We start from the raw sequence: 23,201 nt of genomic DNA on the forward strand, positions 1-23,201 counted from the left end.
TTTATTGACTGACTATTTACGCACTAGACGATACAAACGACTTAATATTGAAACAGGTAATAAACGAGGAATCGCTCGACATAAAAAAACCGCCATACCAGACATATAACTTTGTATATTTAGCCTCTGCTTTAATTTAAACAATCGCCATTCAGCCTTCGCCTGCTCAACACCTTGACGACGTCCAACCATTCCATTCCCTACTCTTGCATAGACGAGTGTATCTTCCAAATTTGCGACTTTTTTACCGGTGGCAACAAGCTTAATCCATAAATAGTAATCTTCTTGTAAATCCTCATATCCACCACAAGCTAAAACTTCACTTTTCTGATAAGCAATCGTCATATGATTAAATGGGCAACGTATTTTTGTAAATTCAATAATTTCATCGTGAGTAGTCGGCACTTGGCGATGCCCAACTACATCATCAATATTCTGTCCAAATTCGGTAATTTGCCCGCCAACAGCAATGGCATCGGGATTTGCTTCAATGAAAGCAAGCTGTTTAGCAAAACGATCGGGTAAACAGATATCATCGGTATCCATTCTAAATACCCATTCATTACTGCAATGCAATAACCCTTCATTTAAAGCTTTACCCAATCCTCTATTTTGCGGAAGTCGAATAATCACAAGCGGTAAGATTGTCGAAAAATTTTGCACAACTTGTTCTAATTCATCAGTTAATTTACCGTCAAAAACTAGCACTATTTCATCTGCTGGTTGTGTTTGAGCTTGCAAACTTTCAAAACACTCAATTAAATATTGTGGGTTTTCCTTAAAATATAAGGACATCAAAACCGAAAATTTCATTAAATAAACCTTTTTATATTAATCGCTAACTTAGGCGAAATGATCGTAACTATCGTGATTACTAAATATTTAATATTTTTACTGTGTTTAAACAATTCAAAATAATATTTTGCAGCTTTTCTCGATAAATTCATTACATAAGGGAATGCTAACATATACAACGAATTGAGCTGAAAGTTCTCGGCTTGTTCAGGTGTTTTCACAAATTTTTGTTTAATTTTTAAAATCGCTTGTTTCGTGTTGGTATTATTAGTCGATACACTTGAACGCTTAGTATGAAAGGTACATTTGGTCAGTGCTTGCGGTAAATACAATGGAGAAAAAGAGGAATCAGTAATCGCCTTCAAAACAAAATCATAATCTTCCAACGACAGTAGATCCGTTGAAAGTCCATTTAATTTCTGAAAAAACGACTTTTTCACCGCCAACATTGGCATCCCACCAATTTTATTTGCTTTTAAGATATTTTCTAAAGTAAGTTGATTGATATCCGTATAGGGATGAGTTGAATAAGAAAATCCCTCATTGACCATTTCACATTGAGCTGGATGATAGATAAAGTTAATCTCTTTATTGTTTAAAATCGCTTGTTCAATCACTTCGCACTTCTCATCGGCAAAGCGGTCATCATCATCTAGGAAAAGCAACCAGTCATACTGAGCAGATCGGACTCCTATATTGCGACTTTCTGCTGCACCTTTATTTTCTTGGTTGCGGACTAATGTCACCGTAAATGGATAATCTTGCGTGATTTCTACAGGCTCCGAAGAATTGTCATCCACTATCACCACTTCAAAATTAAAGCGAGTTTGATTGGTTAAGCTTTGCAATAAAGCAGTCACTTCACTCTTTCGATTATAAGAAGGCACAATAATACTTAACATCTGCTTTACTCCTGTAATCTAAATAACGTAATTCGTTTGCCTGCATTGCCAAATAAGGATAAAAACATCAGTAATACCATCATAATTCCGGGAAAGGCGTAAGTATCTGCTTTAACATTTAATACGCTCAAAATAACCAAAGTTGATAAAATAAATTTCCAACTGCCCTCAAACCAGTTTTGGGCAATACGGAAAACAAAATAAGCGGTAAAAGCAAAACACACAATCAGATAACCGATTCCGCCATACAATACTTGACGAATAAATCCAGAATCTGTTCCGCCATAGTAACCACCTTCAGGCGCATAGTAATATCCATCACCCCATAAAATTTGTTTTAGTTCAGGCATAAACAAGTGTTTTTGAACCAAGGTTTCTGTGGATGAGCTAATATGTCCCGTACCGTGAATAATGTTGATTAATGGCTCTAAAGCGTGAGCAACGTATTTATGCTCTGGATAATTGAAAGCTAAAAATAGACAAATCCCAGCAAATAATAGCAATGAAGGAATATATCGCCATTTAAAATAGATAAGAATACTCACTACCGATAAAGCTAGAAATGTTCTGCCCGATATTAACCCAATAAAGAGTAATAAAAATAGGAAAACACTATTAATCGTATTGTGCTTTGCGTTATAGGCAAGTAAAAAATGCAATAGCATTAAGTAAAAAATACTTAATTGGAAAAATGCCGATGAGGTCAAATTATATAAGCGATACTCTTGTTCAGAACCATAAAAACGAGGTAGCACAATATTGCTTGAGAGTGCAAAATCGATCATAAAAGGAATGCCAAGCAAAGCTAAAAAACCAATGATGGCTTGTACACTAATGCCAATTTTAAAATCGCTAATCAATTTTTCGGGTGGCTGTTTAACATAAAAAACATTATAAATTGCCACCCCTAATCCAAATAAAAGCAGTCCTTTGATATACATTAATGTGACAGAAAAGTCAGATGTGCCATAAACTAGAGCAGGAATTACACTAATTACAATTAACCCTAAAACAACACCTAAACTATCAACAGGAAGAATAATGCCTTGTTGAAATTCCCCTTTTATTTTTTTGTAGAGTATCCAAAAAACGGTAATCACTCCGACAAAGAGTGCCATTCTAAAAAAATGGAATAACCAAGGATCATAAATGTAAAATAAATTCACTAATGCTGACATATTACGTTCCTGATAACTTCAAATTACGCTTGATCGCCAGTAATTTTTTAAATGGATATTTGATTAACTTTTTGATGAGATTATTAGACACTGAACCTCTGATTGATTCTAAATTACTGTTTAATTTTGGATTTTCAATTGCCATCAATGGGCGAACATATTGAATATCGAAACCAAATTTATCACCAAAAAGGATAAAGTCATCTGCTAACCAATAAGGTTTATTACTCATTTCCTCAATAAATTTTTTCGCCACTGATTTCTTAATTAAATAAGCTACAGTGCCTGCGAAATAGTTTTTATAGGGGTAAACCATATTAAAATAACATCCATCCATTCTCTTTTGTAGGAATTGATAAGTTGTTGGATAATTGATTTCAAGCTCCAGATGGTTAAAATCGGCAATTTTAGATTGTCCCACTAAGACTAAATCTGCTGATATGCCTTGCCGAATAAGTTGTGTAAGTTGAGCCTGAAAATCCTGATTAAATAACGCATCATCTTCACAAATTAGACAGAACTCGTCATCAGCAATACTTTCATCATCAATAATCTGTTGATAAACACCTAAATGGCTTAACGTGCATCCCACTTCACCTTTTGTTACAGCCCTACCATATTTTTGCAAAAAATACTTACAATCAAACCGCTTACTAAGGCTATCTAGATCATCATTCATCGTATTAAATGCAGAAAAAACCTGAAAATCGCTTGTATCAGGTTGTGTAAAAAATAATTCTCTACGATGTTCATCTTTATCTAATGAAATCAAATATTTTTTCATCTTATTCTCGAATATCAATAATATTAATTCCTACTTTTTCAAGTAAAGCATAACTCTCAATAAAAGCAGGTTCATTCGTATCAATTCTTAGTCCAATCACTTCTATATTTTTATTATGATAAATATTCAATACTGCGCTACTAAAATATGTATAAATTTTACACTTTTTATTCTTTACCACTTGAGCGAGGTAATCTTCCAAAATAAGTGGTGTATGAATATATTCCACTTGATTTAATTGATACTGCTCCCTTGGGTGAGGTAAATAATATTGAATGTTAAACCGTTCAATTACTTTTTTAGCCAGCGTTATATTTTTCTCATTATCTAAATAAACAGGCTGACCTAATAATATAGAAATTGAATCATTATCATTGGATAAGGCTGACGATGGAAATAGATCAATATTAATCGTATTTTCGATAATATTAGAAAAATCGGGATAAATTGTATAATGGGCCTCAGATAATGATTTAAGCTTTGCTACGCTATACTTATTCTTTAATCCCCGATTGATTGCTTTACGAATAAACGTATTCGGCTCATCTTTATAATAGACACTCGAAGGAACAATATTAGCAGTACCATCATCAAAAGTATAAAAATGCTCAAAACCGATTGCACTCAGCAAAAATTGAATTTGAATATCATTAATGCTTGCCACAAACACACGCTGAAATACTTTACGAGAAAATCGGTATTTTAATTCTATGATTTCTTTAAGTAGGTTAAAACGATCCGTATGCTGATGTAATGAGAAAAATTGCTCACATTTAGCTTCTAATCGATCCGCATAATATTGATATTTTGCATTAGCTACTGGATAGATCATTACTCCATAAAACTGCTCATTGGGATAAAGATCAATGATTCGCTCCGCGATCAACACTTGTAACGGTGTATAACAAACTATTAAGTTCATACTTTCTCTCCTGCTTTACCAACTCGTGCAGTCATAAAATATAAAATAGGAATAATAGAAATTGAGCCTAAAATGCCGGCATAAGGAATATACTCAATTTTGGTATAAGTTAATCCAACTAAACTCACTAAATAAATGAGAGTTGATAAAACCGAACAAACAGAAATAAATTTGTTTTTCCCATAATAAAATAAGTAATTGACTAAAATAAAATAAGGAATCGTCATTGCTACTGATAATAAAAACAGCACCATATAGTATTTTGAACCTAAAAACTGATCACCCAACAACCATACCACAACGGATTCTGGGATCAGCCACATTACGATAGCAGGTATCGGCACGATAAGAAAAGAGAGTAAAGCCCATTTATGCACATCTTTTACATCAATCTTTTTCTGTTTCAATGCATCAAAAAAGTACGGAATACTCGCCTTATTCACGGCTTGTAATAGGATCATCAATATAGCTGCAATTTGAGCTCCCATCGCATATAAGCCTAAATCTGTTTCACTAAATTTATGAAAGATAAAAATTCGATCTAATTGCCCTTTTAGGAATAAACTGGAATTATGCAAAATGAGAGGCACACCAAATCCCAATAAATAGAACAATGCAGACTTATATTGTTTTAGGGAAAAGAATGTGGTTGTGACCTTTTTTCTATATAGTAAATAACTTCCCGCAAAAACGGTAATATTCCCCAATAAAATCGCAATTAGGCGCTTTTCAACTAAATCTGTATTAAATATTTCCAGTAATAAAATCGTAAAAAGTACCGATGTGATACTTGAGAAGAATTGAATGACGGTATAAGGAATTGCTTGTTTTTGGCATTGGCGAATACTGAGCTGAACCCCTAAAAAAGACTGAAAAATCGCAGATAATGCAACATACAGCAATATTTCATTATGAAAGATCAAACAAACCAGCAGAACGATTATCCCTGTAAACACCGTATAGGCATAACCTGTCGATACGACTAAATCAAGAGAACGCTTTCCATAAACATAAAAATAGCGAGTGATCGCACCTTCTTGGCTTAAGCCTACAATGATAAAAAATAAAACGGTAAATGTTTGGTAGTAAGAAAGCTCTCCAAACCCCTCTACCCCGAGTTTTCGAGATAAATAAGGCAATAGCAAAAATGGCATTGCTCGAGAGGCTAATTCACCGATTAGGTAAATAAAACTATCCTTAACCGCTTTCATTACATATCTTTCTCAATCAAACTTTCCGCCAATTGGAGATCTTGTGTCGCATCAATATCAACAGAACGGTAAGTAGGCATTAGATAAAATTTAACTTGGGGAATAAAGAAATTCTTTTCTTGCAATAAGCTACGAATATCATTGATATAAATTGCACCATTTGCTCGATACATTTTAGGGAGTTGTTGTCTTGGTGCTTCAAAGTCACTGAGTTCACGCACAGGCACAACATTATCACCCTCTAACGAGAAAGATTTATAGGGATGATGTTCACACTCACAGGCAGACACAACTGATTTACAGCTTCCTGAATGAAACAGCTCCATAGCGTTACGCACATCTAATGCAGTACGTAGTGGACTAGTGGGTTGAAACAATGCAGTTATCCCCTCTGTGATTGATAGTTCATTTAAAGCGTGTAACACCGCATCAATCGTTTTGGTATTGCTCTGGGCCAATTCAATAGGTCTATGCAACGATTTTGCGCCGTATTTTTCAGCCTCAGCTAAAATACGCTCACCATCAGAGCTGACAATAATCTCATCAAACATATCAGATTCTTTAGCAGCCAATACTGCTCTTCCCACTAAAGAAATACCGCCAACTAACTGTAAATTTTTATCTTTAATCCCTTTCGATCCTGCTCTAGCAGGAATAATTGCAATACGTTTCATTAAAGTGACCGCTTATATAATTTTTAAAGGTTATCATTCTAAAGTCAAAGGCTAATTTAAACAATAGCAAGCGAAATAATGGACAAGATCAAGTGAATCATGAATAATAACTCCCCTTTATTTCGTTTATTAGTAAAATATGTTTGCACTCACAAAAATTATTACAACTATTGTGTTATCACCTTTCAATGTACTAATTCTCTGGATACTATCGCTTATCCTATCTGCACTGAAGTATAAAAAACTAAGCTATTTTACTACGTTTCTAGGTATTTTTATTCTATATGCATTTAGTATTCCCTATACCTCTCAAAAATTACAGGATTCACTTGTTACTGAAGATAACCTCACCTTAGATGATTATAAATCAGCGCAAGCAATTGTATTATTGGGTGGTGGATTGCGTGATAGCAAGGAATTATTTTCTAAACTTGCTATCAGTGAAGTTGCTCTTGAAAGAGTACGTTATGCTGCTTACTTGCAAAAAGAAACAAAATTGCCCCTATTAATAACAGGAAGTAGCCCAAATGGAACTTCAGAAGCGGCAGTTATGGCTAGAGAGCTTAATATGTTCTTTAACGTACCAACAACATGGATCGAAGAAAAAGCCAAAACAACAAAAGAAAATGCGGAATTCAGTCACAAAATATTAGCAAAAGAAGGAATTAATAAAATTATCGTTGTAACAAATCAGTGGCATATGCAACGTGCAAAATTCTTATTTGAACGAGAAGGGTTTGAAGTGCTACCCGCTAGTGTTGGAGCTGGGATTACACCCGCAACCTATGGTTTAAACATAATGTATTTCATCCCGCAATCGGGGGCATTACACAGCAATATGCTAGCCGTAAAAGAATGGCTGGGATATTGGAAAGAAAAGTGGTAAAAATAAAAATACCCAGTCTAGTGTGACAAAATAGGTAACATTAAACTGGGTATAATTTCTACAAAATTAGAATTTCACTGGTGTGGCAGTTTTTTCTAAGACTTCAAGCAATTCACTGATATTTTTCTTACCTTGTGTTTTTAACCATTCACGTGCGGCATCAACACCTTTTTCTTTGTAGGTTTCTGCTGCACCAGCCCAAGTTGCACGACCGCATAACACACCATTAAATTGGCTACCTGCTTCTTTAGCAAACTTCAATGTATCTTGGAATAGTTTTGCTGAAACGCCCGCACTTAAGAAGATAAATGGTAATGGCGTTGCTTCACTTTGTTGTCTAAAGAAGACTTTTGCTTCTTCTTGAGTATAAAGTACTTCATCTTCAGCAAATCCTTCAACATAATTCATTGCCACAGGTACTTCTACCTTAAGTACATCGACACCAAAACGAGGATCTGCGAAGAATTTCATTGCTTCAATCACTTTACGCGGTTTCACTTTGGCATTATAAACTTTATCGTCATTACTTCCGTCATAAACAACAATTTCTAAAAATAGCGGTAATCCTTCTGTTTTAGCTTCAGAACCTACACGTTCAACAAATGCTGCTTTGCGATCATTAATTTCTTTTGGTTCATCAATATCAAAATAAATCAATAACTTAACTGCTTCCGCTTCTTTTTCTTTTAAGCGTAATACAGATACATCATCAATTAAATCAGGGAAACGTCCAACGGTTGTTTTATCATAACCAGTTTTTTCATAAGCCATAATTAAACCGCAATTTTCAGCACGTTTAGCAGATGCTGGCCAACCAAACTCTGGATCTAATAAAATAGATGAAGCATAAGGAGTTAATTCTTGTGAAATAAGTACTTTAAATTCGCTAACTTGTGCTGGTGTAATATCATCACCCATCATTCTGCGTAATGCACCACGTTGGTCAATAGCCAATGCTGCAATAATACCATCTTTAGTGGAAAGTTTTTTTAAGAAATCTTTTTTAGCCATCGGTTACTCCTTATTCATCATCATCTGAAGCTAAATTTTTTAATTGATATGCTACATCATAAATTTGCTCTTTAGCATTATCTAGCAAGCCTTCCGTACCTTCTTCGCTGACATAACTAATCACCATTGGTAAATTCATACCGCTATATAAACCCGATAATTGACTTAAATAACGCATTGCAACATTGCAAGGTGTGCCTCCCATAATGTCACAGAAGACAACAATTTCGCCTGTTGCTTTAGCGAGTGCTTGCTCGAATTTTTGTTGGAAATCTTCTGTCCCTTCATGCGGGTATAGACAGACGGTTTGAGCATTTTCAATCTCACCCAAAATCATTTCTGCGGTTTCCAATAATCCTTCGGCAAATTCACCATGGCTGATTAAAATTAAACTCATCATTTGCTCCTATTTAAAATTACAAATTCTTCGTATTTAATTGCTTATAAATTGGTTTATCACTGAATGTTAATTCTGTTGGTCTTACACCTTCTGTTTCAAACACAATAATCTGATTTTTACCCTTGTGGAGTAATGGTGCTGGCAGATAAAGGTAGCAAGTTGGGCCTTCATTCCAATAACGCCCTAGATTTTCGCCATTAACGATGATTATCCCTTTGCCTAATTTGCTAGTATCAATAAAGGTGTCTTTTGGTTCATCCTCAATCGTTAAATTAAATTGATAGAAAGAAGGAGTTTGTGGATCTTGCTTGCCTAAAAAATCAATCTGATCTAATTTTTCAAAATCAATCGCATATTGTTCCCATCCAGTATGGAAATGCAGATCGAGAATCGCCCCTGCCCCAATACCTTTATGTTGTGTTGGTGCAAGTAACTTACCGCCATAATTGACCCGTCCCATATTTTCAACCAATAGATCTAATTGAAATTGTCCATTTGGTGTTTGCAACATAATGTCATTACCAATTTCGTGTTGATATTGAGTTGCGACCTTTTGATGATCATTAAAGACTTGAACACGATCTCGGCATTGGTAAATTCTTAGCTTGATCTCACCGCTATGAGAGATAGGTTTTGCTCGATAAAGCATATAGCCATAATAATGTTCTAAGGTTTCCATTGTTTGAGTAAATGGACTATCGTGGCGTTTGCTAATGGTATCTAGAGTGCTAAATAGCGAAACTTCTTGCTCTACTGAAATAGCGGGATAAGCTGTAATTTGAGGTAAAATTGGATTTTTGATCTGACTAGCATCAGGATAAGTGGCGAGGAGTTTTTGCAACAAATAATATTTTTCTGACGGCTCTCCCCATTCTCGAACGGGAGCATCATAATCATAGGAAGTTACTTGCGGTAAATCGGTATCTAAACGAGCAGAACAGCCATTTAAAAAGCCAAAGTTTGTGCCACCTTGGAACATATAAAAATTGATACTGGCACGATCAAGTAACTCTTTGGTGCAATCTACCAGATCTTGTGCATCACGAGTAATAACAGGCTCTTTCCAGCGGTTAAACCAACCATCCCAGAACTCCATACACATTAACGGATAAGACTTATTATGATTATCAAAATAACGTTGTAATTCATCTAAATTTTGATTGGAACGAGAGCCAAAATTGCCCGTTGGTAGAATATCATCCTCAATCAATGCACCTGCTTCGAGTGCGTTTTGCCAAGCACCATCAGAGGTAAATAGCGGTACGTTCACCCCATACTTTTGTATTAATGCTTTAATCGCTCTTAAATAATCTTTGTCGTTACCAAAAGAACCATATTCGTTCTCGATTTGCATCATTAAAATATTACCCCCTTGGGTAAATTGATAAGGGGTAACACGTGGCAATAATCGTGAGAAATAACGATCTACTTGTGCAAGGAAAATAGGATCATTTTGACGTAGACGAATATTCGGAATATTCAAAAGCCAAGCCGGTAATCCGCCAAATTCCCATTCTGCACAAATATAAGGGGTTGGGCGTAAAATGACATATAAACCTAACTCTTGTGAAATTTGCAAAAATTTAGGCAAATCTGCCCGCTTGCTAAAATTAAATTGATCAGATTGCGGTTGGTGTAAATTCCAAGCAACGTAAGTTTCGACGGTATTGCAGCCCATCGCTTTCAAGTTATATAGGGTTTTATACCAATATTCCGGCACAATGCGGAAATAATGCACGGCTCCAGAAATAATTTTGAAAGGTTTACCATTTAATAAAAAGTCTTTTTGTCCGATTTCAAACTGCATATATCGTCCTTATTTTTCCAATTTTTATTCTGAGTAAAGTTGCTGAATAATAGCTAAAATCGCTTGCATATCTTTGCCTTTATAATCAGCTAGGCTTTGATCCATTGCGATACGATTTTCTTCATAAGCGATCACTTTTATTCCTGCACCTTTGGCAGATTTAATCCCGTGAGTTGAATCCTCAATAGCAATAGCCTGATCTGCTGATAAATTAAAATGCGCTAATACGTGCTGATAAATTTCTGGGTGTGGTTTACTTTTAGGGAAAACTGTGCCACTGACAACATAATCAAAATACTGTCTGATACCACAATCTGTGAGAATCTGTTCCATTCTTTTAGCTTCCGATGAGGAGGCTAACGCAAGCTTAATATTATTTTGTTTAGCAAATTGAATTATGTGTAGAATGTCTTTACGGAAGATAGAAAGATAATCAATATTACTTAAATGTTGTTTACTAAATTCACCTAGTTTTATGCCGATCTCTTTAATAGAGAGATCAGAGTGGCTTACATTTTTAATGGCAAGATAGAAATCATCATAAGATCGTCCAATGATTGCTGAATATTCTTCGTGGCTAATTGGAGTGGTTCTTTGCTTTATTTGCTCAACAAATTGTTGTAAATAACTAAAGCCTACAAATTCACTATCAACAATCACACCATCCATATCAAAAATGATTAAATTCAACATACACTCTCCTATTTATTTTTATTACAGCTTTAGGATTAGTAATCCAATCAATCTGATAAGTTTCAATATTCGTCCAAAACTAGCTCGTTATACAAAAAGATTCCCCTCCACATTGAGAGGAGAATCACTCAAACTATTAGCCTTTTGCTAATAATCCAGCCCAAGAGAGCAAGATACACAATAGGATAATAATCATAATCGCTTTATTGGAGTTCATTTTTGGTCTACCGATTAACCAATAGATAAAGAACACCACTAACGCAGGGACTAATCTTGGTAAAATTAAGTCTAAGTTAGCTTGTGCTGACACAACTTTCTCACCAATGGTTGCTGTTAATGGTACGTTGACATTCACCATAGTGGCACACATAACCCCTACAACGAATACCCCCAATACCGTTGCCGCATTAGTTAAGGCATTGAGTTTATGCCCTAAATTAGTCACAAGGTTTACCCCTTCACGATACGCAATTTTGAGTTGAACCCAACGGAATACCATTGTTGCAATCGCAACTAACACCCACAAACCAACACCAAGAGGATTACCATTTACTGCCATTGTTGCAGCGATTGCCCCCATAATTGCCGGAACAAGTGAACCGAAAATTGCATCACCGATTGCAGCGAAAGGTCCCATTAAACCAGATTTAATCCCTGCTACTGCTTCTAATGAATCGGTACCTTGTTTTTCTTCAAGCGCAAGGTCAATCCCTTTTATAATAGTGTTAAAGAACGGGCTGGTATTAAAGAATTGGTTATGCATTACCATCATTTTTTGTAATTCAGGAGTGTTATCACCATACATCTTACGAAGCTGTGGTAATATAATCCAAAGGTAACCAGAACCTTGCATACGTTCATAGTTCCAACCCAATTGGTTGAAAAATAAGTTACGAATGTTAATTTGGCGGAAGTCGGCTTCTGTTAATTTATAGCCTTTTGGATTACCTACTTGTTGATTAGAGTTCGTCATCTTCAATTTCTCCTTCTACAGAAGTTGCTGTATTTTTTGCAACAGGTGCTGAACCACCTTCTACACTACGTTGATAAACCATATAAGCGAATGCAAAACCGATAGCTGCCATTGCAAGCATTGGTACGCTGTTGTAAGAACGTCCAAGTGATTCTGGGAGTAAGCCATCTAACGCATTACCAATTGCAGCAACGTTGCCGAATAAAGTAATAAAGATTGCAGTTAAAGAGAAACTTAAAATTAAGTATGCAATATGACGTTTTGTTGGTAAGTAACGAAGTAAGATTGCAAAACCTAGAGCTGGTAATACACCACCTGCAAGGGTTAAACCATCTGCAATAACTTTTAAGAAACCGTGTTGCATTGCTTCTGCTAAGCTTGCAACAAATGGACCACCGAACACTAATGCGAGGAAGATTGGTAACGCACGAGAAAGCCCCCAAGCGATCATACCTGATAGATAATTGATACTGATTGATCTGTATGCGTGATCTTGGATATTTTTATCAATGCGGTGAGCAAAGAATACGTTAGACATTCTTGCTAAGATATCGGTATAAACCATTAATGCAGCAATTGGCACAGCCAATGTTGTTAATGCAAGTTGTGGATCCATACCCGCTGCAACAGAGAATGCTGTTGCAATAACAGTTCCTGAATTAGCATCAATACGAGATGCACCACCGAATGTACCTACACCAAGTACGGTTAATTGCATTGAACCACCAATTAACAACCCTGTGGTTAAATCGCCCATAATTAACCCTGTAACAAGACCTGCAAACACAGGAGAACCCGCACTAGAAACGATAGTAAGTTCATCTAAGATTTGATAAAACGCATAGATCGTTATCAAAAGGATCTGCCACCATTCGATCATAATCATTACTCCTCTATAAAAGTTTCATTAAGTCCACTTTTTCTTCATTAGGTACTAGCTGTGCTGTTAAATTAATACCTTTTGCAGAAAGTTTTTTAAACACTTCAACATCATCATCAGTTACGTGAACTGTTTTTCTAATAGGACGTGTTTGATCGGTTTTTGGCATATTTCCTGCATTGATATCAGTTAATACCACACCCTGTTCAACAAGTCTTAGTAAAGTTTGTGGATTACGAACAACAATTAATACTCGTTGAGAATCATAACGCCCATCTTTAATATTAGTTGCTGCTTTTTCAACAGGTAATACACTCAACTTAACACCTGCTGGACAAGCTAAGCGTAAGCCTGCTTTATCAATATCGCTCGCTGCTGCTACATCATCAATTACCATAATACGAGTAATATCAAGATATGATGTCCATAGATTTGCGACTTGACCGTGAATCAGACGGCCATCAATTCTTACATTCAAAATTGCCATACTAAGCTCCCTAAAAAATTATTTGTATGAATAGAGCGTAACACCTTGCACTACTCGATTTACCTCACCTGTTGGACAAGGATTGTCAGTGGTATAACCAAGATGTAATGAACTGTAAAATGAATAAAGCTGACCAATCACTAAGAATGGAAAAATTCTCGCTGCATCATTTAATTTGTAAATTTCTGCCTTAAACTGACCGCTTTCATCACCAAGTAATAACACTTGATTAGCTTTTTTATCTTTGACTAACTCGTTATACAGATCACGATCATATTTTGCGGTATACGCATTTTGAGAAAGGAAAACGAAAATTAATGTTTCATTTTGTACTAATGATTTTGGCCCGTGACGGAATCCCATTGCAGACTCGAAAAATCCTAAACGTTCACCTGCAGTTAATTCCAATAATTTTAAGGATGTTTCTCTCGCTAAGCCTTGGAAATGTCCACTCCCTAAATAAACAATCCGTTTAACAGGCAAATGTGCTAATTCTTGTATTTTTTTCGCATCATCATTTAGCAATTGCTCTGTCACTTGAGCAAACTGCTCAACCCATTGTTGATTAAACGCTTCAGGGGCAAATGTCATTAATGCCGCAACCATCATATTGCTCGCACTTGATGTCATAGCAAAACCTTGGTCGTGGGTTGAATCAGGAAGGGCTAAAGGATAAGCGGTCGGATTGTCACTACATTTTGTAAAAAGCGATCCTTTTACGTTGTTTGTTATCGCTAAATGATAAGCTTCTTTGACTATATCGTTTACACGATCAACTGCGCCAATACTTTCAGGACTGTTCCCAGAACGGGCAAAAGAAACTAATAAGGTAGGTTTATCTTCAAAAAGATATTGATAAGGGCTTGAAACAAGATCGGTACTGGCAATCGCTTCTACTACACAACCTAATTTCTCACTCAAGACAGGTGCAACCACTTCGCCAATAAATGCGGAAGTTCCTGCACCAGTAAAAATAATTCGTAACTCGCCTTTTTTAGCACGAGCAATCAATGGACTCACAAAAGACTGAACATCAGAATTTGCAATAATATTGCTGGTTTCTAACCAAGTTGCTGGCTGTTGAGCAATTTCTTTTGCTGTCCAAAAAGCATTTTGATTCTCTAATGTTTGATTTGAAATATTGAGGATCATTCCACTTTACCTCACTATATAATAAATATTTGTTCAGAAAAAATGAAAAGATGCTTAAATTAAAAATATCTCAAACAAGCTTTTAGACAATCAAGACTGAAACACCTGAATTTTCGAGATACTCTTGATAATTTCTCGGTATTTTATCGTCTGTCACTAATACATCGATCTGATTAACTGTACAAATAACAAAATCACTATATTGCCCAAATTTGCTTGAATCTGTTACAACAATAACTTGCTCTGTGGCCTCACACATTAAACGATTTAACTGTGCTTCTTGCTCATTAAAAGTTGTCACGCCTTTATGCAAGTCAAATCCATCAACCCCAAGAAAAACTTTATCAAAACGATACTGGCGTAAATTATTGTCTGCCATCACACCAGAAAAAGACATCGCATTCTTACGCAACACTCCACCTGTCATACGAATTTCTATGTTTGGACAATTAACTAATTCCAGTGCAATATCCAATCCATTGGTTAATACGGTTAATGATAAGTCCTTTAGATATCTTACGATTGCTTTCGTTGTTGTACCAGAATCTAAAATAACCCGCTCACCATTACTTAATAGTGAAGCCGCCATTTTGCCAATCTTTTGTTTTAATTCCGGACAATGAGTACCTTTATCTGCAATTGAAAGTTCTGTAATCAATCGAGAATTTAATACAGCAAATCCATGAGAGCGAGTTATGAAACCTTGCTCTTCTAAGTTATTTAAATCACTACGAATTGTTACTGTCGATACGCCAAAATGTTGTGCTAGAGCCTCGACTCTTTGGCTATTCGTTTGTTGTAACAACGTTAAAATATCGGCACGTCTTTCAACGCTACTTTTCATTTTTTCTCCTAAACCAAACAACCACAACACACTTCGATTGTTTTCGATAAGATTATAAAAAATACAAAAAACAAAAACAAACGAAAACATTCGAAAATGAGAGAAAGATCACAAAAATAAAAAATAAAAAAAGCGGTAAGATTTGCAAAAAAATGCAAGGATCTTACCGCTTGTATATAATGATTCGTTTTTTTACGTCTTTATTTAGCTAACTTCACTTCGTGTAGCCATTTATCAATTAAACGTTTTCCTTCTTCGCTTTTACCAAACTGCTCGAAGTCAATATTTACTAGATTTACTTCATCAAGTTTTACTGATTGTGGTGCAACTTCAGCAAATTTATTGGTTGGGATTTGATAAACGCCGTGTTCTCTCCAAGGGATTTCTTGTGCTTCTTTTGATAAGACCCAATCCATAAATAATTTAGCATTATCTAAATTTCTTGCGCCTTTAATAATACTCACACCACCCAATGCATACCCTGCGCCATCTTTTGGTAAGACATAATCTACTTTTGCACCTTTTTCTTTTTCTGTTTCGTAACTATGTACAAATCCAACTGAAACAGCACTTTCGCCACGGGATAAATTAGATGTTACTAAGCTACTTTTCACATACTGGGAAACATTACCATTTAATTTTTTAAAAAATTCGAAGGCTTTTTCTTCACCCCAAAGCTGAATAAGTGTCGCCATAATAGTATATGCAGTACCTGAACTACGAGGATCAGGAAGTTGTAATTCACCTTTTAACTTAGGATTAAGCAAGTCTTGCCAAGTTTGAGGAGCTGAAATGCCAAGTTTTTCTAATTTTTCAGTATTCACTCCAATTCCTAATACCAAAGCATAAACAAGTGAAGTATAATCGCCGTGTTCATCTTCAATAAGATGTTTAAATTGCTCAACGGTTTCGGCTTGTAAAGGTGAACGATATTTCTCTAACAAGCCTAACTCTCCTGCTTGTAAATGAGGTTCTAAGGTACCCCCATACCAAATATCCGCCTGAGGATTATTTTTTTCTGCTTTGATTCGACCTAAAATAGTACCTGTCCCGCCGTGCACGAATTGTGTTTCAACATTATGAGCTTCAGCAAATTGCTTGGTCATATCCTCACATACTACTGTTTGAACAGTACAATACACGGTCAATCTTCCCTCTGCTTGTGCAGAATGTGAAAATAAGATTACTGAACTTAGTAATAAGCTTGCCATAATAGGCTTAATTGTTGCTTGCATTTTATTCTTCCTAAAAAAAGTGAGCATCGAGTGTAACATCTACACTCTACATTGGAAATCAGAAGCCAAGAAATTTTATGCTAAAATACTCAAAACAAAGCGAATAATCAGGAAACTAAATGGAAATACTACATAATATTAAAATTGTTTTAATTGAAACCTCTCACAGTGGCAATATCGGATCTACTGCTCGAGCAATAAAAACAATGGGATTAACCCAACTTCGCTTAGTATCTCCAAAACAAGAAATTGATGAACAGGCTATTGCACTCTCGGCAGGAGCAAAAGATGTACTCGAAAACGTTGAAGTATTTGATAGCTTTAATAGTGCCGTTGCAGATTGTCAGTTAGTGATAGGCACGAGTGCAAGACTTAGACATTTACAAAGCACCTTAATTGAACCGAGAGCTTGTGGTGAATTAGCAATTCAACGAGCCAATCAAGGAAATGTTGCCATTGTATTTGGACGTGAACGTGTAGGACTAACCAACGAAGAATTACTCAAGTGCCATTATCACTTAAATGTTCCAACCAATCCAGACTATGGATCTTTAAATCTAGCGATGGCAGTCCAGTTAGTTAGCTATGAAATTAGAATGGCATGGCTAAATTTGCAAAATAAACCGCAGAACTTACCGCTTGTAGATTATCCAACAGCAGAAGCCTTAGAGCATTTTTTTGCCCATACGGAATCACTGTATAAAGAATTAGGTTTTATTAAAAATGATGCGGTGATGCTAAAACTCCGCCGTTTATACCAACGGGCAGAGTTAGAAAATACAGAATTGAATTTATTGCGTGGGATGCTAACTGCGGTAGAGAAATATAAAAAATAACTTAGTTAAATATTATAGGGCTTGTCGAAGTTTTCCTTGATTATCGGCAAGCAATTTTTCGGCAGTCGCTTTATCAATCTTAGCTAAGATCATCATAATGGCTAATTTCGCATTGTTATTGGCGATAGCTAATGTTTTTTCAGCCTCTTCTTTACTACATTCTGTCGCTTGCATCACAATACGAATGGCTCGAGCCACTAATTTTTGATTACTTGCTTGCACATCTACCATCAGATTTTGGTAGCACTTACCCATCAACACCATACTCGCTGTTGTGAGCATATTGAGTACCAATTTTTGGGCGGTGCCTGATTTTAAACGACTAGAGCCTGTTAGCACTTCTGCTCCGACAATCGTATCAATCACAATCTCAGCGATTTTACTCATAGCAGAATCAGGATTGCTGGCAATAGATACCGTTGTTGCACCTAATGATTTTGCATATTCTAATGCACCAATCACATAAGGTGTACGACCACTTGCTGCGATTCCCACTAAGACATCATTGTTAGAAAAATTGATACTTCGTAAATCAGCTTGTCCCTGTTGAGCATTATCTTCTGCTCCTTCAATTGGATGACGTAATGCCCTTTCTCCGCCCGCAATAATACCTTTAACCATCTCTGGTGATACACCAAAGGTTGGTGGACATTCAGAAGCGTCTAACACGCCTAAGCGTCCACTTGTACCCGCGCCGATATAAACCAATCGTCCACCTCGCTGAAAAGCTTCAACGATTTTTTCAACAGCTTGAGCAATCTGTGGTAAGACTTTTTCTATGGCTTGTGGCACTAATTTATCTTCTTGATTCATTAAGGTAACAATTTCTAAGGCTGACAAACGATCTAAATTCATTGAATGAGGATTGCGTTGTTCAGTGATGAGTTGAGTTAAAGTCTTTAATAAATCTTGTTGTGCCATTGTGTTGTCCTATGCTCTATGGGTAAAATGCTATTTCAAATTATTTTGGAAAAATCACACCTAAACTCACCGCTTGCGTTGCCCCTGTTACACTCGGTAAATTGGAAGGTAAATCATGCATACGTTGATAAGCCAGCCATGCAAATGCTGTCGCTTCAACATAATCCACATTAATACCGTACTCCGTAGTGGTAGAAACTTGCCAATCAGGTAATAATGTAGCTAATCGTTCCATCAACAATGGATTTCTTGCCCCTCCGCCACAAACTAATAATAAGCAAGGTAAGGTTTTCTGTTGAGAAATTTTTGTCAGATCTTGAGCAATACTTCTTGCAGTAAATTCAACTAAGGTTGCTTGAACATCTTGCGGTGCAAGCGGTGAGATCAATGCCAACTTTTGCAATAACCACGCTAAATTAAATAATTCTCGCCCAGTACTTTTAGGTGGTAACTGATGGAAAAAAGGTTCATCAAGTAATGCTTCCAGTAAATCATCATTCACTTTACCCGTTTTTGCCCATTGTGCATCTTTATCAAAACGCTGACCTAAATGCTTTTCAATCCAAATATCTAATAATGTATTACCGGGACCAATATCATATCCGATTGTATTTTGATTAGGGTCTAGCAATGAAATATTACTGATTCCGCCAATATTCAAGACTCCGACAATTCGGTTCGGATCACTGAATACGGCTTGATGAAAAGCGGGTACTAAAGGCGCTCCTTGCCCACCTAGTGCCATATCCTTACGACGAAAATCGGCAATTGTGGTGATACCTGTTTTTGTTGCAACCAGATTCATATCCCCAATTTGCATCGTAAATGGAAATTCACCTTTAGGAGAGTGCCAAACCGTTTGACCATGACAGCCAATAGCTTGAATTTGATGAGGTTGTAATTGTTGTTTTGACAAAAATTGATTAATACTATCGGCATACAATAAGCCAAGTTGATGATCTATTTCACCTAATTGCTGAAGGGTAATTTCCCCTGTTTTTAAAAGTTGAGATAGTGATACTCTAAGTGAATCAGGCATCGGTAAAAAATCACTAGCAATCAATTTGGGTATTGATGAGCTAAATTCTACTAATACAAGATCAACACCATCAAGGCTAGTACCTGACATTACTCCAATATAATACTGTTGCATACTACACCTTATTTGAATTGATTAACCCACTCTTGCGCTTGTTGTAAATCCTGTTGCCATTCATCTTGAAGTTGTTTTACCCACTTCTCGATATTCTCATCCCAAAATTCTTGACTATCTGTTTGCGCTTGTTGAGCTACATCTTGCAGTTTAATTAAGCCCACAGATGCTAACGCTCCTTTAATTTTGTGCGCTTCATCCAATACAGCTTTACGGCTTTCTTCACCCTTATTTTTAGTCCATTTTTTAAACAATGAAGATAAATTATCAAGATATTCAGGCATCAGTTTAGAAAATAATTCAAAATTCGCTAAGACAGAATTTTTGCCCATCACCTCAATCAACTCTCTTAATATACTACGATCAAATGCTAACTCATCTAGCGTCTTATCCGTAACATCAAAAGAAGAAATTACTTGTTCATTCAAGCTATTATCTAAAAAATTATCATCAAAATTGTGACTTAAACAATCAGCTAATGCCTCTAAAGAAAGTGGTTTACGCAATACATCATCCATTCCACGGTGTTGATAATCTTCTCTGGTATGAATAATATTAGCAGTCAAAGCAACTAATAACGGTAAGTAGTCAATTTCACCTTCTTCATACTGTTCTCGCCATTTTTTTGCAATATCAAAACCTGTCATATCGGGTAGTTGAATATCCAGTAAGACTAAATCATAACTATTCTGCTTAAATAATTCGAAAGCCTCTGCCCCTGTCATTGCTACATCAACATCACATCCAAATTTATTAAGCATAGCTCTTGCAACCACTACATTGACTTGAATATCCTCAACCAGTAATATTTTCAATGCATGATTATTAATTTCTACTGTTTTGCTATGAGCAACCTCATCTGCCTTAATTGTTAAAGTAAAAGTTGATCCCTTGTTAAGCTTACTATCAACAGTCAGATCTCCACCCATTAATTTAGCAATACGTTTAGAAATAGCTAATCCAATACCACTCCCAATTACTTTTTCACCTTGATTATTTTCTGCTTGATAAAACATAGCAAAAATCTTACGCTGATCTTTCTTATGTATACCAATTCCTGTATCTTTTAAAATAAAGCTAAAATGATTTTGATCATTACGAACAACATTCAAACAAATATGTCCTCCAGATGGTGTAAACTTCACTGCATTACTCACTAAATTCCATAAAATTTGGCTTAAACGAGCATTATCTACAAAAATAAATGTGGGTAAATCACAACTACATTGAATATGAAAATGGATCTTTTTCTGCTCTGCCATTAAATTTGCAAAATGGCTGATATTACTAATCAACTGAGAAAACTCAATTTCTTTTGGAAATAGTTCAATGCGACGACTATCGATCTTTTCTAAATCAATAATATCGCTAAAAATATGGCCTAAGGAAACCGCACTTACATTGATTGTTTTTAAATATTCACGTTGCTGATCGGATAATCCCCCCTCCAATAAAATCTGACTCAATCCGATAATACCATTTAATGGAGTACGTAATTCATGGCTAATCGTCGCCATTAAGACTGTTTTATCACGACTGTTTTTTTCTATTACTTCTTGGTAGCGTTTACGTTCAGTAATATCTCGACCAAATCCCATAATACAATGACGATCTTGAACCCTATCATAATAAGGAACTTTACGAACTTCAAAACAAGACAATTTATTATTTGAATAACGAATCCATTGCTCGTAAGTAACCCCTGTATTACTAATCAATGTATCTCTATCTGTAGAAAGAATTAATTTAGCCGTTTCTTCTGAATAAACATCACTAGGAGTTAAGTTTATTAATTCTTTTTCCGTTCTTCCCGTAAGTAATTCCATTGCACGATTACATCCTAAAAATCTTCCCTGATCATCACGGTAAAAAACTAAATCTGGTGAAGCATCAATAAAGGAACGAAGAAACTCTGCTTTTTGCTCTAATTTTACATTTAACCGTGCATCTTGTTCTCTTAATAAAGATAAATCTTTCAATGATTTTTCTAGTCTCATACGAGAACGTTCTAATTTTTCCACAATTAAATTGAAAAAATATAATACAAAAGGTGCAGAAAAAAGCCCTAAAGTCATTGAGCGAATAATATCTTGAGTATTTACTTTTCCAGTGAATAATAAACTAAAAAAAGATTGAGTACTAATAGCTAAAATAGCTAATACAACCAACCCTAAAAGTAAAGCTTTCACTCTTCCTAACCTAAGGACCCAATTCACATAATTTTGTGCATATTCCTTTGGATTTCTCATTTCAATACCTTTTATATTTCGTAGTAAAGCGAGTTATTAATTATCGCCAATAAAATAGACATAAAATTGCAACAATAGCAATGACTACACCAATATAATTAATTTTATTGATTTTTTCTTTAAATAAGAATACACCTACTAGTGAACCTAAACAGATTACGCCTAAATTCATGCCTGTAAAAACTAAGGTTGAATCATCTTTCATTGCTTGGTGAGCTTTAATATAAAATAAAATATTACAAAAATTCAATATACCCAATAATACACCTGTTAATAAGCTAGCAAAATCCCATTTTGTGCGTTTTAGTGTAAGATAAATAAACATCACACATCCAGCACCAATAAAAGAAATAAGCAAAGTTAATGAAAAACTTGAGCCTGTTTTTGCCATTTGTTTGAATAGAATATCGATAATTCCAAACCCTCCCCAAACTAAAATAAGGCTAATTAGAGCAATCTTTCCCTCTTTTCCCGTTCCTTCATTACTTTTCCACAATAAACAAATCAAAGCACCAAAGGCGAGTACTAACGCAATTAATTTATTTTGAGTGATAGTCTCACCAAATAAAGTGAAAGCAGCTAAAATAGGTAGAAAAAGAGAAAGGCGTTGAGCAGCATCAGTACGAATAATTCCTGCATACTCTAAAGATTTTGCTTGAATTAAAAATATTGTAGGTAACAGAATACCTAATGCGAAGAAAAGATAAGAAGACGGATTATCCTGAACAATTTCAACTAGATTTTGTCCATTAAAATCTGGCTGTAATAGGAAATATGATAATATAGTTGCAATGACATAGTTCATTGCAATGCTTTGCGCAATTGCAATCCCTTTCCCTCTTGCAATCTTAATTAAAATACCCACCATAACACTGCATAATACTGCAAGTAAAAGCTCTAACATTTAATCTCCTTAACTTAATATGGGTTAGATAAAAATTCATCATTCTAATTGAGATAGAGATAATTTGTTGGTTTAATCTAGCTGGTCAGATGAGCCTATATCAAATTTTGTGTAAATACCTATTTATTTGTGAAGCTGGGTTATTATCTAACATTTCTCCAACTTGGTCTTTATAATATTCCACATCTTCTTTAGCTGAATCTCGTAGCCTCTCTATTAAAATTGAGTTATTCTCCACCGCATTCTTGGCTATACCCATTCCTGTGCCGATGGTATTAAGTGTTTCTGCACTGGTGCCACTTGC

At 35.5% G+C, this 23,201-nt stretch carries 24 protein-coding genes; 2 read left to right on the forward strand and 22 right to left on the reverse strand.

All coding sequences use genetic code 11. From position 1 onward, the window contains the following. Positions 1-12 precede the first annotated feature (12 nt). From Q1J40_RS05330 to Q1J40_RS05360, 7 genes are read right to left on the reverse strand one after another with little or no spacing between them, the layout of a single operon-like run. A complete protein-coding gene (locus tag Q1J40_RS05330; RefSeq protein WP_301099012.1) occupies positions 13-813 on the reverse strand; it encodes a glycosyltransferase family 2 protein in 801 nt (266 codons plus the stop codon). Beyond that, entirely contained in the window at positions 813-1,697 is an 885-nt protein-coding gene (locus tag Q1J40_RS05335) for a glycosyltransferase family 2 protein (RefSeq protein WP_301099014.1), read from the reverse strand. The genes Q1J40_RS05330 and Q1J40_RS05335 overlap by 1 nt, the downstream gene beginning before the upstream one ends. A gap of 5 nt (positions 1,698-1,702) precedes the next feature. Further along, positions 1,703-2,875: a hypothetical protein gene (locus Q1J40_RS05340; protein WP_301099015.1), complete on the reverse strand. Its 1,173-nt coding sequence runs from the start codon at positions 2,873-2,875 to the stop codon at positions 1,703-1,705. Between the two features lies 1 nt (position 2,876). Beyond that, entirely contained in the window at positions 2,877-3,659 is a 783-nt protein-coding gene (locus Q1J40_RS05345; protein WP_301099016.1) for a glycosyltransferase family 25 protein, read from the reverse strand. Position 3,660: 1 nt separating this feature from the next. Further along, entirely contained in the window at positions 3,661-4,581 is a 921-nt protein-coding gene (locus tag Q1J40_RS05350) for a glycosyltransferase family 52 (protein WP_301099017.1), read from the reverse strand. Beyond that, positions 4,578-5,792, reverse strand: a complete 1,215-nt coding sequence (locus Q1J40_RS05355; RefSeq protein ID WP_301099018.1) for a flippase — start codon at positions 5,790-5,792, stop codon at positions 4,578-4,580. The genes Q1J40_RS05350 and Q1J40_RS05355 overlap by 4 nt, the downstream gene beginning before the upstream one ends. Further along, complete coding sequence (locus Q1J40_RS05360) at positions 5,792-6,466, reverse strand: acylneuraminate cytidylyltransferase family protein (RefSeq protein ID WP_301099019.1); 675 nt, start codon at positions 6,464-6,466, stop codon at positions 5,792-5,794. Before Q1J40_RS05360 ends, Q1J40_RS05355 begins: the two co-directional genes overlap by 1 nt. Positions 6,467-6,605: 139 nt before the next feature. Here Q1J40_RS05360 and Q1J40_RS05365 point away from each other — a divergent pair, with 139 nt between their 5' ends. Then, positions 6,606-7,352, forward strand: coding sequence for a YdcF family protein (locus Q1J40_RS05365; protein WP_301099020.1), 747 nt, complete (start codon positions 6,606-6,608; stop codon positions 7,350-7,352). A 66-nt stretch (positions 7,353-7,418) separates the two neighbouring features. Here Q1J40_RS05365 and lacD read toward each other — a convergent pair whose 3' ends face one another. The 10 genes from lacD to Q1J40_RS05415 all read right to left on the reverse strand — a co-directional run bounded on the left by lacD (position 7,419) and on the right by Q1J40_RS05415 (position 16,834). Beyond that, positions 7,419-8,363, reverse strand: a complete 945-nt coding sequence (lacD, locus tag Q1J40_RS05370; RefSeq protein ID WP_301099021.1) for a tagatose-bisphosphate aldolase — start codon at positions 8,361-8,363, stop codon at positions 7,419-7,421. Between the two features lie 10 nt (positions 8,364-8,373). Next, complete coding sequence (locus Q1J40_RS05375) at positions 8,374-8,763, reverse strand: PTS sugar transporter subunit IIA (protein WP_301099022.1); 390 nt, start codon at positions 8,761-8,763, stop codon at positions 8,374-8,376. Between the two features lie 16 nt (positions 8,764-8,779). Then, entirely contained in the window at positions 8,780-10,570 is a 1,791-nt protein-coding gene (locus Q1J40_RS05380) for a glycoside hydrolase family 35 protein (protein ID WP_301099024.1), read from the reverse strand. Between the two features lie 24 nt (positions 10,571-10,594). Then, positions 10,595-11,263: an HAD family hydrolase gene (locus Q1J40_RS05385; RefSeq protein WP_301099025.1), complete on the reverse strand. Its 669-nt coding sequence runs from the start codon at positions 11,261-11,263 to the stop codon at positions 10,595-10,597. Between the two features lie 136 nt (positions 11,264-11,399). Further along, positions 11,400-12,236, reverse strand: a complete 837-nt coding sequence (locus tag Q1J40_RS05390) for a PTS system mannose/fructose/sorbose family transporter subunit IID (protein WP_301099026.1) — start codon at positions 12,234-12,236, stop codon at positions 11,400-11,402. Then, positions 12,223-13,116 (reverse strand): PTS mannose/fructose/sorbose/N-acetylgalactosamine transporter subunit IIC, encoded by an 894-nt coding sequence (locus Q1J40_RS05395; RefSeq protein WP_301099027.1) that lies wholly within the window; start codon positions 13,114-13,116, stop codon positions 12,223-12,225. Before Q1J40_RS05395 ends, Q1J40_RS05390 begins: the two co-directional genes overlap by 14 nt. Before the next feature lie 13 nt (positions 13,117-13,129). After that, positions 13,130-13,603: a PTS sugar transporter subunit IIB gene (locus Q1J40_RS05400; protein WP_301099028.1), complete on the reverse strand. Its 474-nt coding sequence runs from the start codon at positions 13,601-13,603 to the stop codon at positions 13,130-13,132. Between the two features lie 18 nt (positions 13,604-13,621). Beyond that, positions 13,622-14,755 (reverse strand): SIS domain-containing protein, encoded by a 1,134-nt coding sequence (locus Q1J40_RS05405; protein WP_301099029.1) that lies wholly within the window; start codon positions 14,753-14,755, stop codon positions 13,622-13,624. Between the two features lie 82 nt (positions 14,756-14,837). Next, positions 14,838-15,599, reverse strand: coding sequence for a transcriptional repressor AgaR (agaR, locus tag Q1J40_RS05410; protein ID WP_301099030.1), 762 nt, complete (start codon positions 15,597-15,599; stop codon positions 14,838-14,840). A gap of 200 nt (positions 15,600-15,799) precedes the next feature. Further along, positions 15,800-16,834 carry an ABC transporter substrate-binding protein gene (locus tag Q1J40_RS05415; RefSeq protein ID WP_301099031.1) on the reverse strand — a complete coding sequence of 345 codons (1,035 nt, stop codon included), beginning with the start codon at positions 16,832-16,834 and terminating at the stop codon, positions 15,800-15,802. A gap of 119 nt (positions 16,835-16,953) precedes the next feature. On the opposite strand from Q1J40_RS05415, the gene trmJ reads away from it, so the two are divergent. Further along, positions 16,954-17,670 (forward strand): tRNA (cytosine(32)/uridine(32)-2'-O)-methyltransferase TrmJ, encoded by a 717-nt coding sequence (gene trmJ, locus Q1J40_RS05420; protein WP_301099032.1) that lies wholly within the window; start codon positions 16,954-16,956, stop codon positions 17,668-17,670. A gap of 12 nt (positions 17,671-17,682) precedes the next feature. Here trmJ and murQ read toward each other — a convergent pair whose 3' ends face one another. From murQ to Q1J40_RS05445, 5 genes are all read right to left on the reverse strand, one after another. Further along, positions 17,683-18,591 carry an N-acetylmuramic acid 6-phosphate etherase gene (murQ, locus tag Q1J40_RS05425; RefSeq protein ID WP_301099033.1) on the reverse strand — a complete coding sequence of 303 codons (909 nt, stop codon included), beginning with the start codon at positions 18,589-18,591 and terminating at the stop codon, positions 17,683-17,685. Positions 18,592-18,631: 40 nt separating this feature from the next. After that, positions 18,632-19,744: an anhydro-N-acetylmuramic acid kinase gene (locus tag Q1J40_RS05430; RefSeq protein ID WP_301099034.1), complete on the reverse strand. Its 1,113-nt coding sequence runs from the start codon at positions 19,742-19,744 to the stop codon at positions 18,632-18,634. 8 nt (positions 19,745-19,752) lie between these two features. Beyond that, complete coding sequence (locus Q1J40_RS05435) at positions 19,753-21,993, reverse strand: ATP-binding protein (protein ID WP_301099035.1); 2,241 nt, start codon at positions 21,991-21,993, stop codon at positions 19,753-19,755. Between the two features lie 40 nt (positions 21,994-22,033). Beyond that, positions 22,034-22,897, reverse strand: a complete 864-nt coding sequence (locus tag Q1J40_RS05440) for a DMT family transporter (RefSeq protein WP_301099036.1) — start codon at positions 22,895-22,897, stop codon at positions 22,034-22,036. A gap of 100 nt (positions 22,898-22,997) precedes the next feature. Beyond that, a partial coding sequence (locus tag Q1J40_RS05445) for a VENN motif pre-toxin domain-containing protein (protein ID WP_301099037.1) occupies positions 22,998-23,201 on the reverse strand: 204 nt, incomplete at its 5' end.

The organism is Otariodibacter sp. (genome assembly GCF_029256985.1).
GTDB lineage: Bacteria > Pseudomonadota > Gammaproteobacteria > Enterobacterales > Pasteurellaceae > Otariodibacter.

Excerpts from the sequence above, each read along its gene's own strand:
- Q1J40_RS05330 (WP_301099012.1), bottom strand. The coding sequence starts at position 813 with ATGAAATTTTCGGTTTTGATGTCCTTATATTTTAAGGAAAACCCACAA.
- Q1J40_RS05335 (WP_301099014.1), bottom strand. The coding sequence starts at position 1,697 with ATGTTAAGTATTATTGTGCCTTCTTATAATCGAAAGAGTGAAGTGACT.
- Q1J40_RS05340 (WP_301099015.1), bottom strand. The coding sequence starts at position 2,875 with ATGTCAGCATTAGTGAATTTATTTTACATTTATGATCCTTGGTTATTC.
- Q1J40_RS05345 (WP_301099016.1), bottom strand. The coding sequence starts at position 3,659 with ATGAAAAAATATTTGATTTCATTAGATAAAGATGAACATCGTAGAGAA.
- Q1J40_RS05350 (WP_301099017.1), bottom strand. The coding sequence starts at position 4,581 with ATGAACTTAATAGTTTGTTATACACCGTTACAAGTGTTGATCGCGGAG.
- Q1J40_RS05355 (WP_301099018.1), bottom strand. The coding sequence starts at position 5,792 with ATGAAAGCGGTTAAGGATAGTTTTATTTACCTAATCGGTGAATTAGCC.
- Q1J40_RS05360 (WP_301099019.1), bottom strand. The coding sequence starts at position 6,466 with ATGAAACGTATTGCAATTATTCCTGCTAGAGCAGGATCGAAAGGGATT.
- Q1J40_RS05365 (WP_301099020.1), top strand. The coding sequence starts at position 6,606 with ATGTTTGCACTCACAAAAATTATTACAACTATTGTGTTATCACCTTTC.
- lacD (WP_301099021.1), bottom strand. The coding sequence starts at position 8,363 with ATGGCTAAAAAAGATTTCTTAAAAAAACTTTCCACTAAAGATGGTATT.
- Q1J40_RS05375 (WP_301099022.1), bottom strand. The coding sequence starts at position 8,763 with ATGATGAGTTTAATTTTAATCAGCCATGGTGAATTTGCCGAAGGATTA.
- Q1J40_RS05380 (WP_301099024.1), bottom strand. The coding sequence starts at position 10,570 with ATGCAGTTTGAAATCGGACAAAAAGACTTTTTATTAAATGGTAAACCT.
- Q1J40_RS05385 (WP_301099025.1), bottom strand. The coding sequence starts at position 11,263 with ATGTTGAATTTAATCATTTTTGATATGGATGGTGTGATTGTTGATAGT.
- Q1J40_RS05390 (WP_301099026.1), bottom strand. The coding sequence starts at position 12,236 with ATGACGAACTCTAATCAACAAGTAGGTAATCCAAAAGGCTATAAATTA.
- Q1J40_RS05395 (WP_301099027.1), bottom strand. The coding sequence starts at position 13,116 with ATGATCGAATGGTGGCAGATCCTTTTGATAACGATCTATGCGTTTTAT.
- Q1J40_RS05400 (WP_301099028.1), bottom strand. The coding sequence starts at position 13,603 with ATGGCAATTTTGAATGTAAGAATTGATGGCCGTCTGATTCACGGTCAA.
- Q1J40_RS05405 (WP_301099029.1), bottom strand. The coding sequence starts at position 14,755 with ATGATCCTCAATATTTCAAATCAAACATTAGAGAATCAAAATGCTTTT.
- agaR (WP_301099030.1), bottom strand. The coding sequence starts at position 15,599 with ATGAAAAGTAGCGTTGAAAGACGTGCCGATATTTTAACGTTGTTACAA.
- Q1J40_RS05415 (WP_301099031.1), bottom strand. The coding sequence starts at position 16,834 with ATGCAAGCAACAATTAAGCCTATTATGGCAAGCTTATTACTAAGTTCA.
- trmJ (WP_301099032.1), top strand. The coding sequence starts at position 16,954 with ATGGAAATACTACATAATATTAAAATTGTTTTAATTGAAACCTCTCAC.
- murQ (WP_301099033.1), bottom strand. The coding sequence starts at position 18,591 with ATGGCACAACAAGATTTATTAAAGACTTTAACTCAACTCATCACTGAA.
- Q1J40_RS05430 (WP_301099034.1), bottom strand. The coding sequence starts at position 19,744 with ATGCAACAGTATTATATTGGAGTAATGTCAGGTACTAGCCTTGATGGT.
- Q1J40_RS05435 (WP_301099035.1), bottom strand. The coding sequence starts at position 21,993 with ATGAGAAATCCAAAGGAATATGCACAAAATTATGTGAATTGGGTCCTT.
- Q1J40_RS05440 (WP_301099036.1), bottom strand. The coding sequence starts at position 22,897 with ATGTTAGAGCTTTTACTTGCAGTATTATGCAGTGTTATGGTGGGTATT.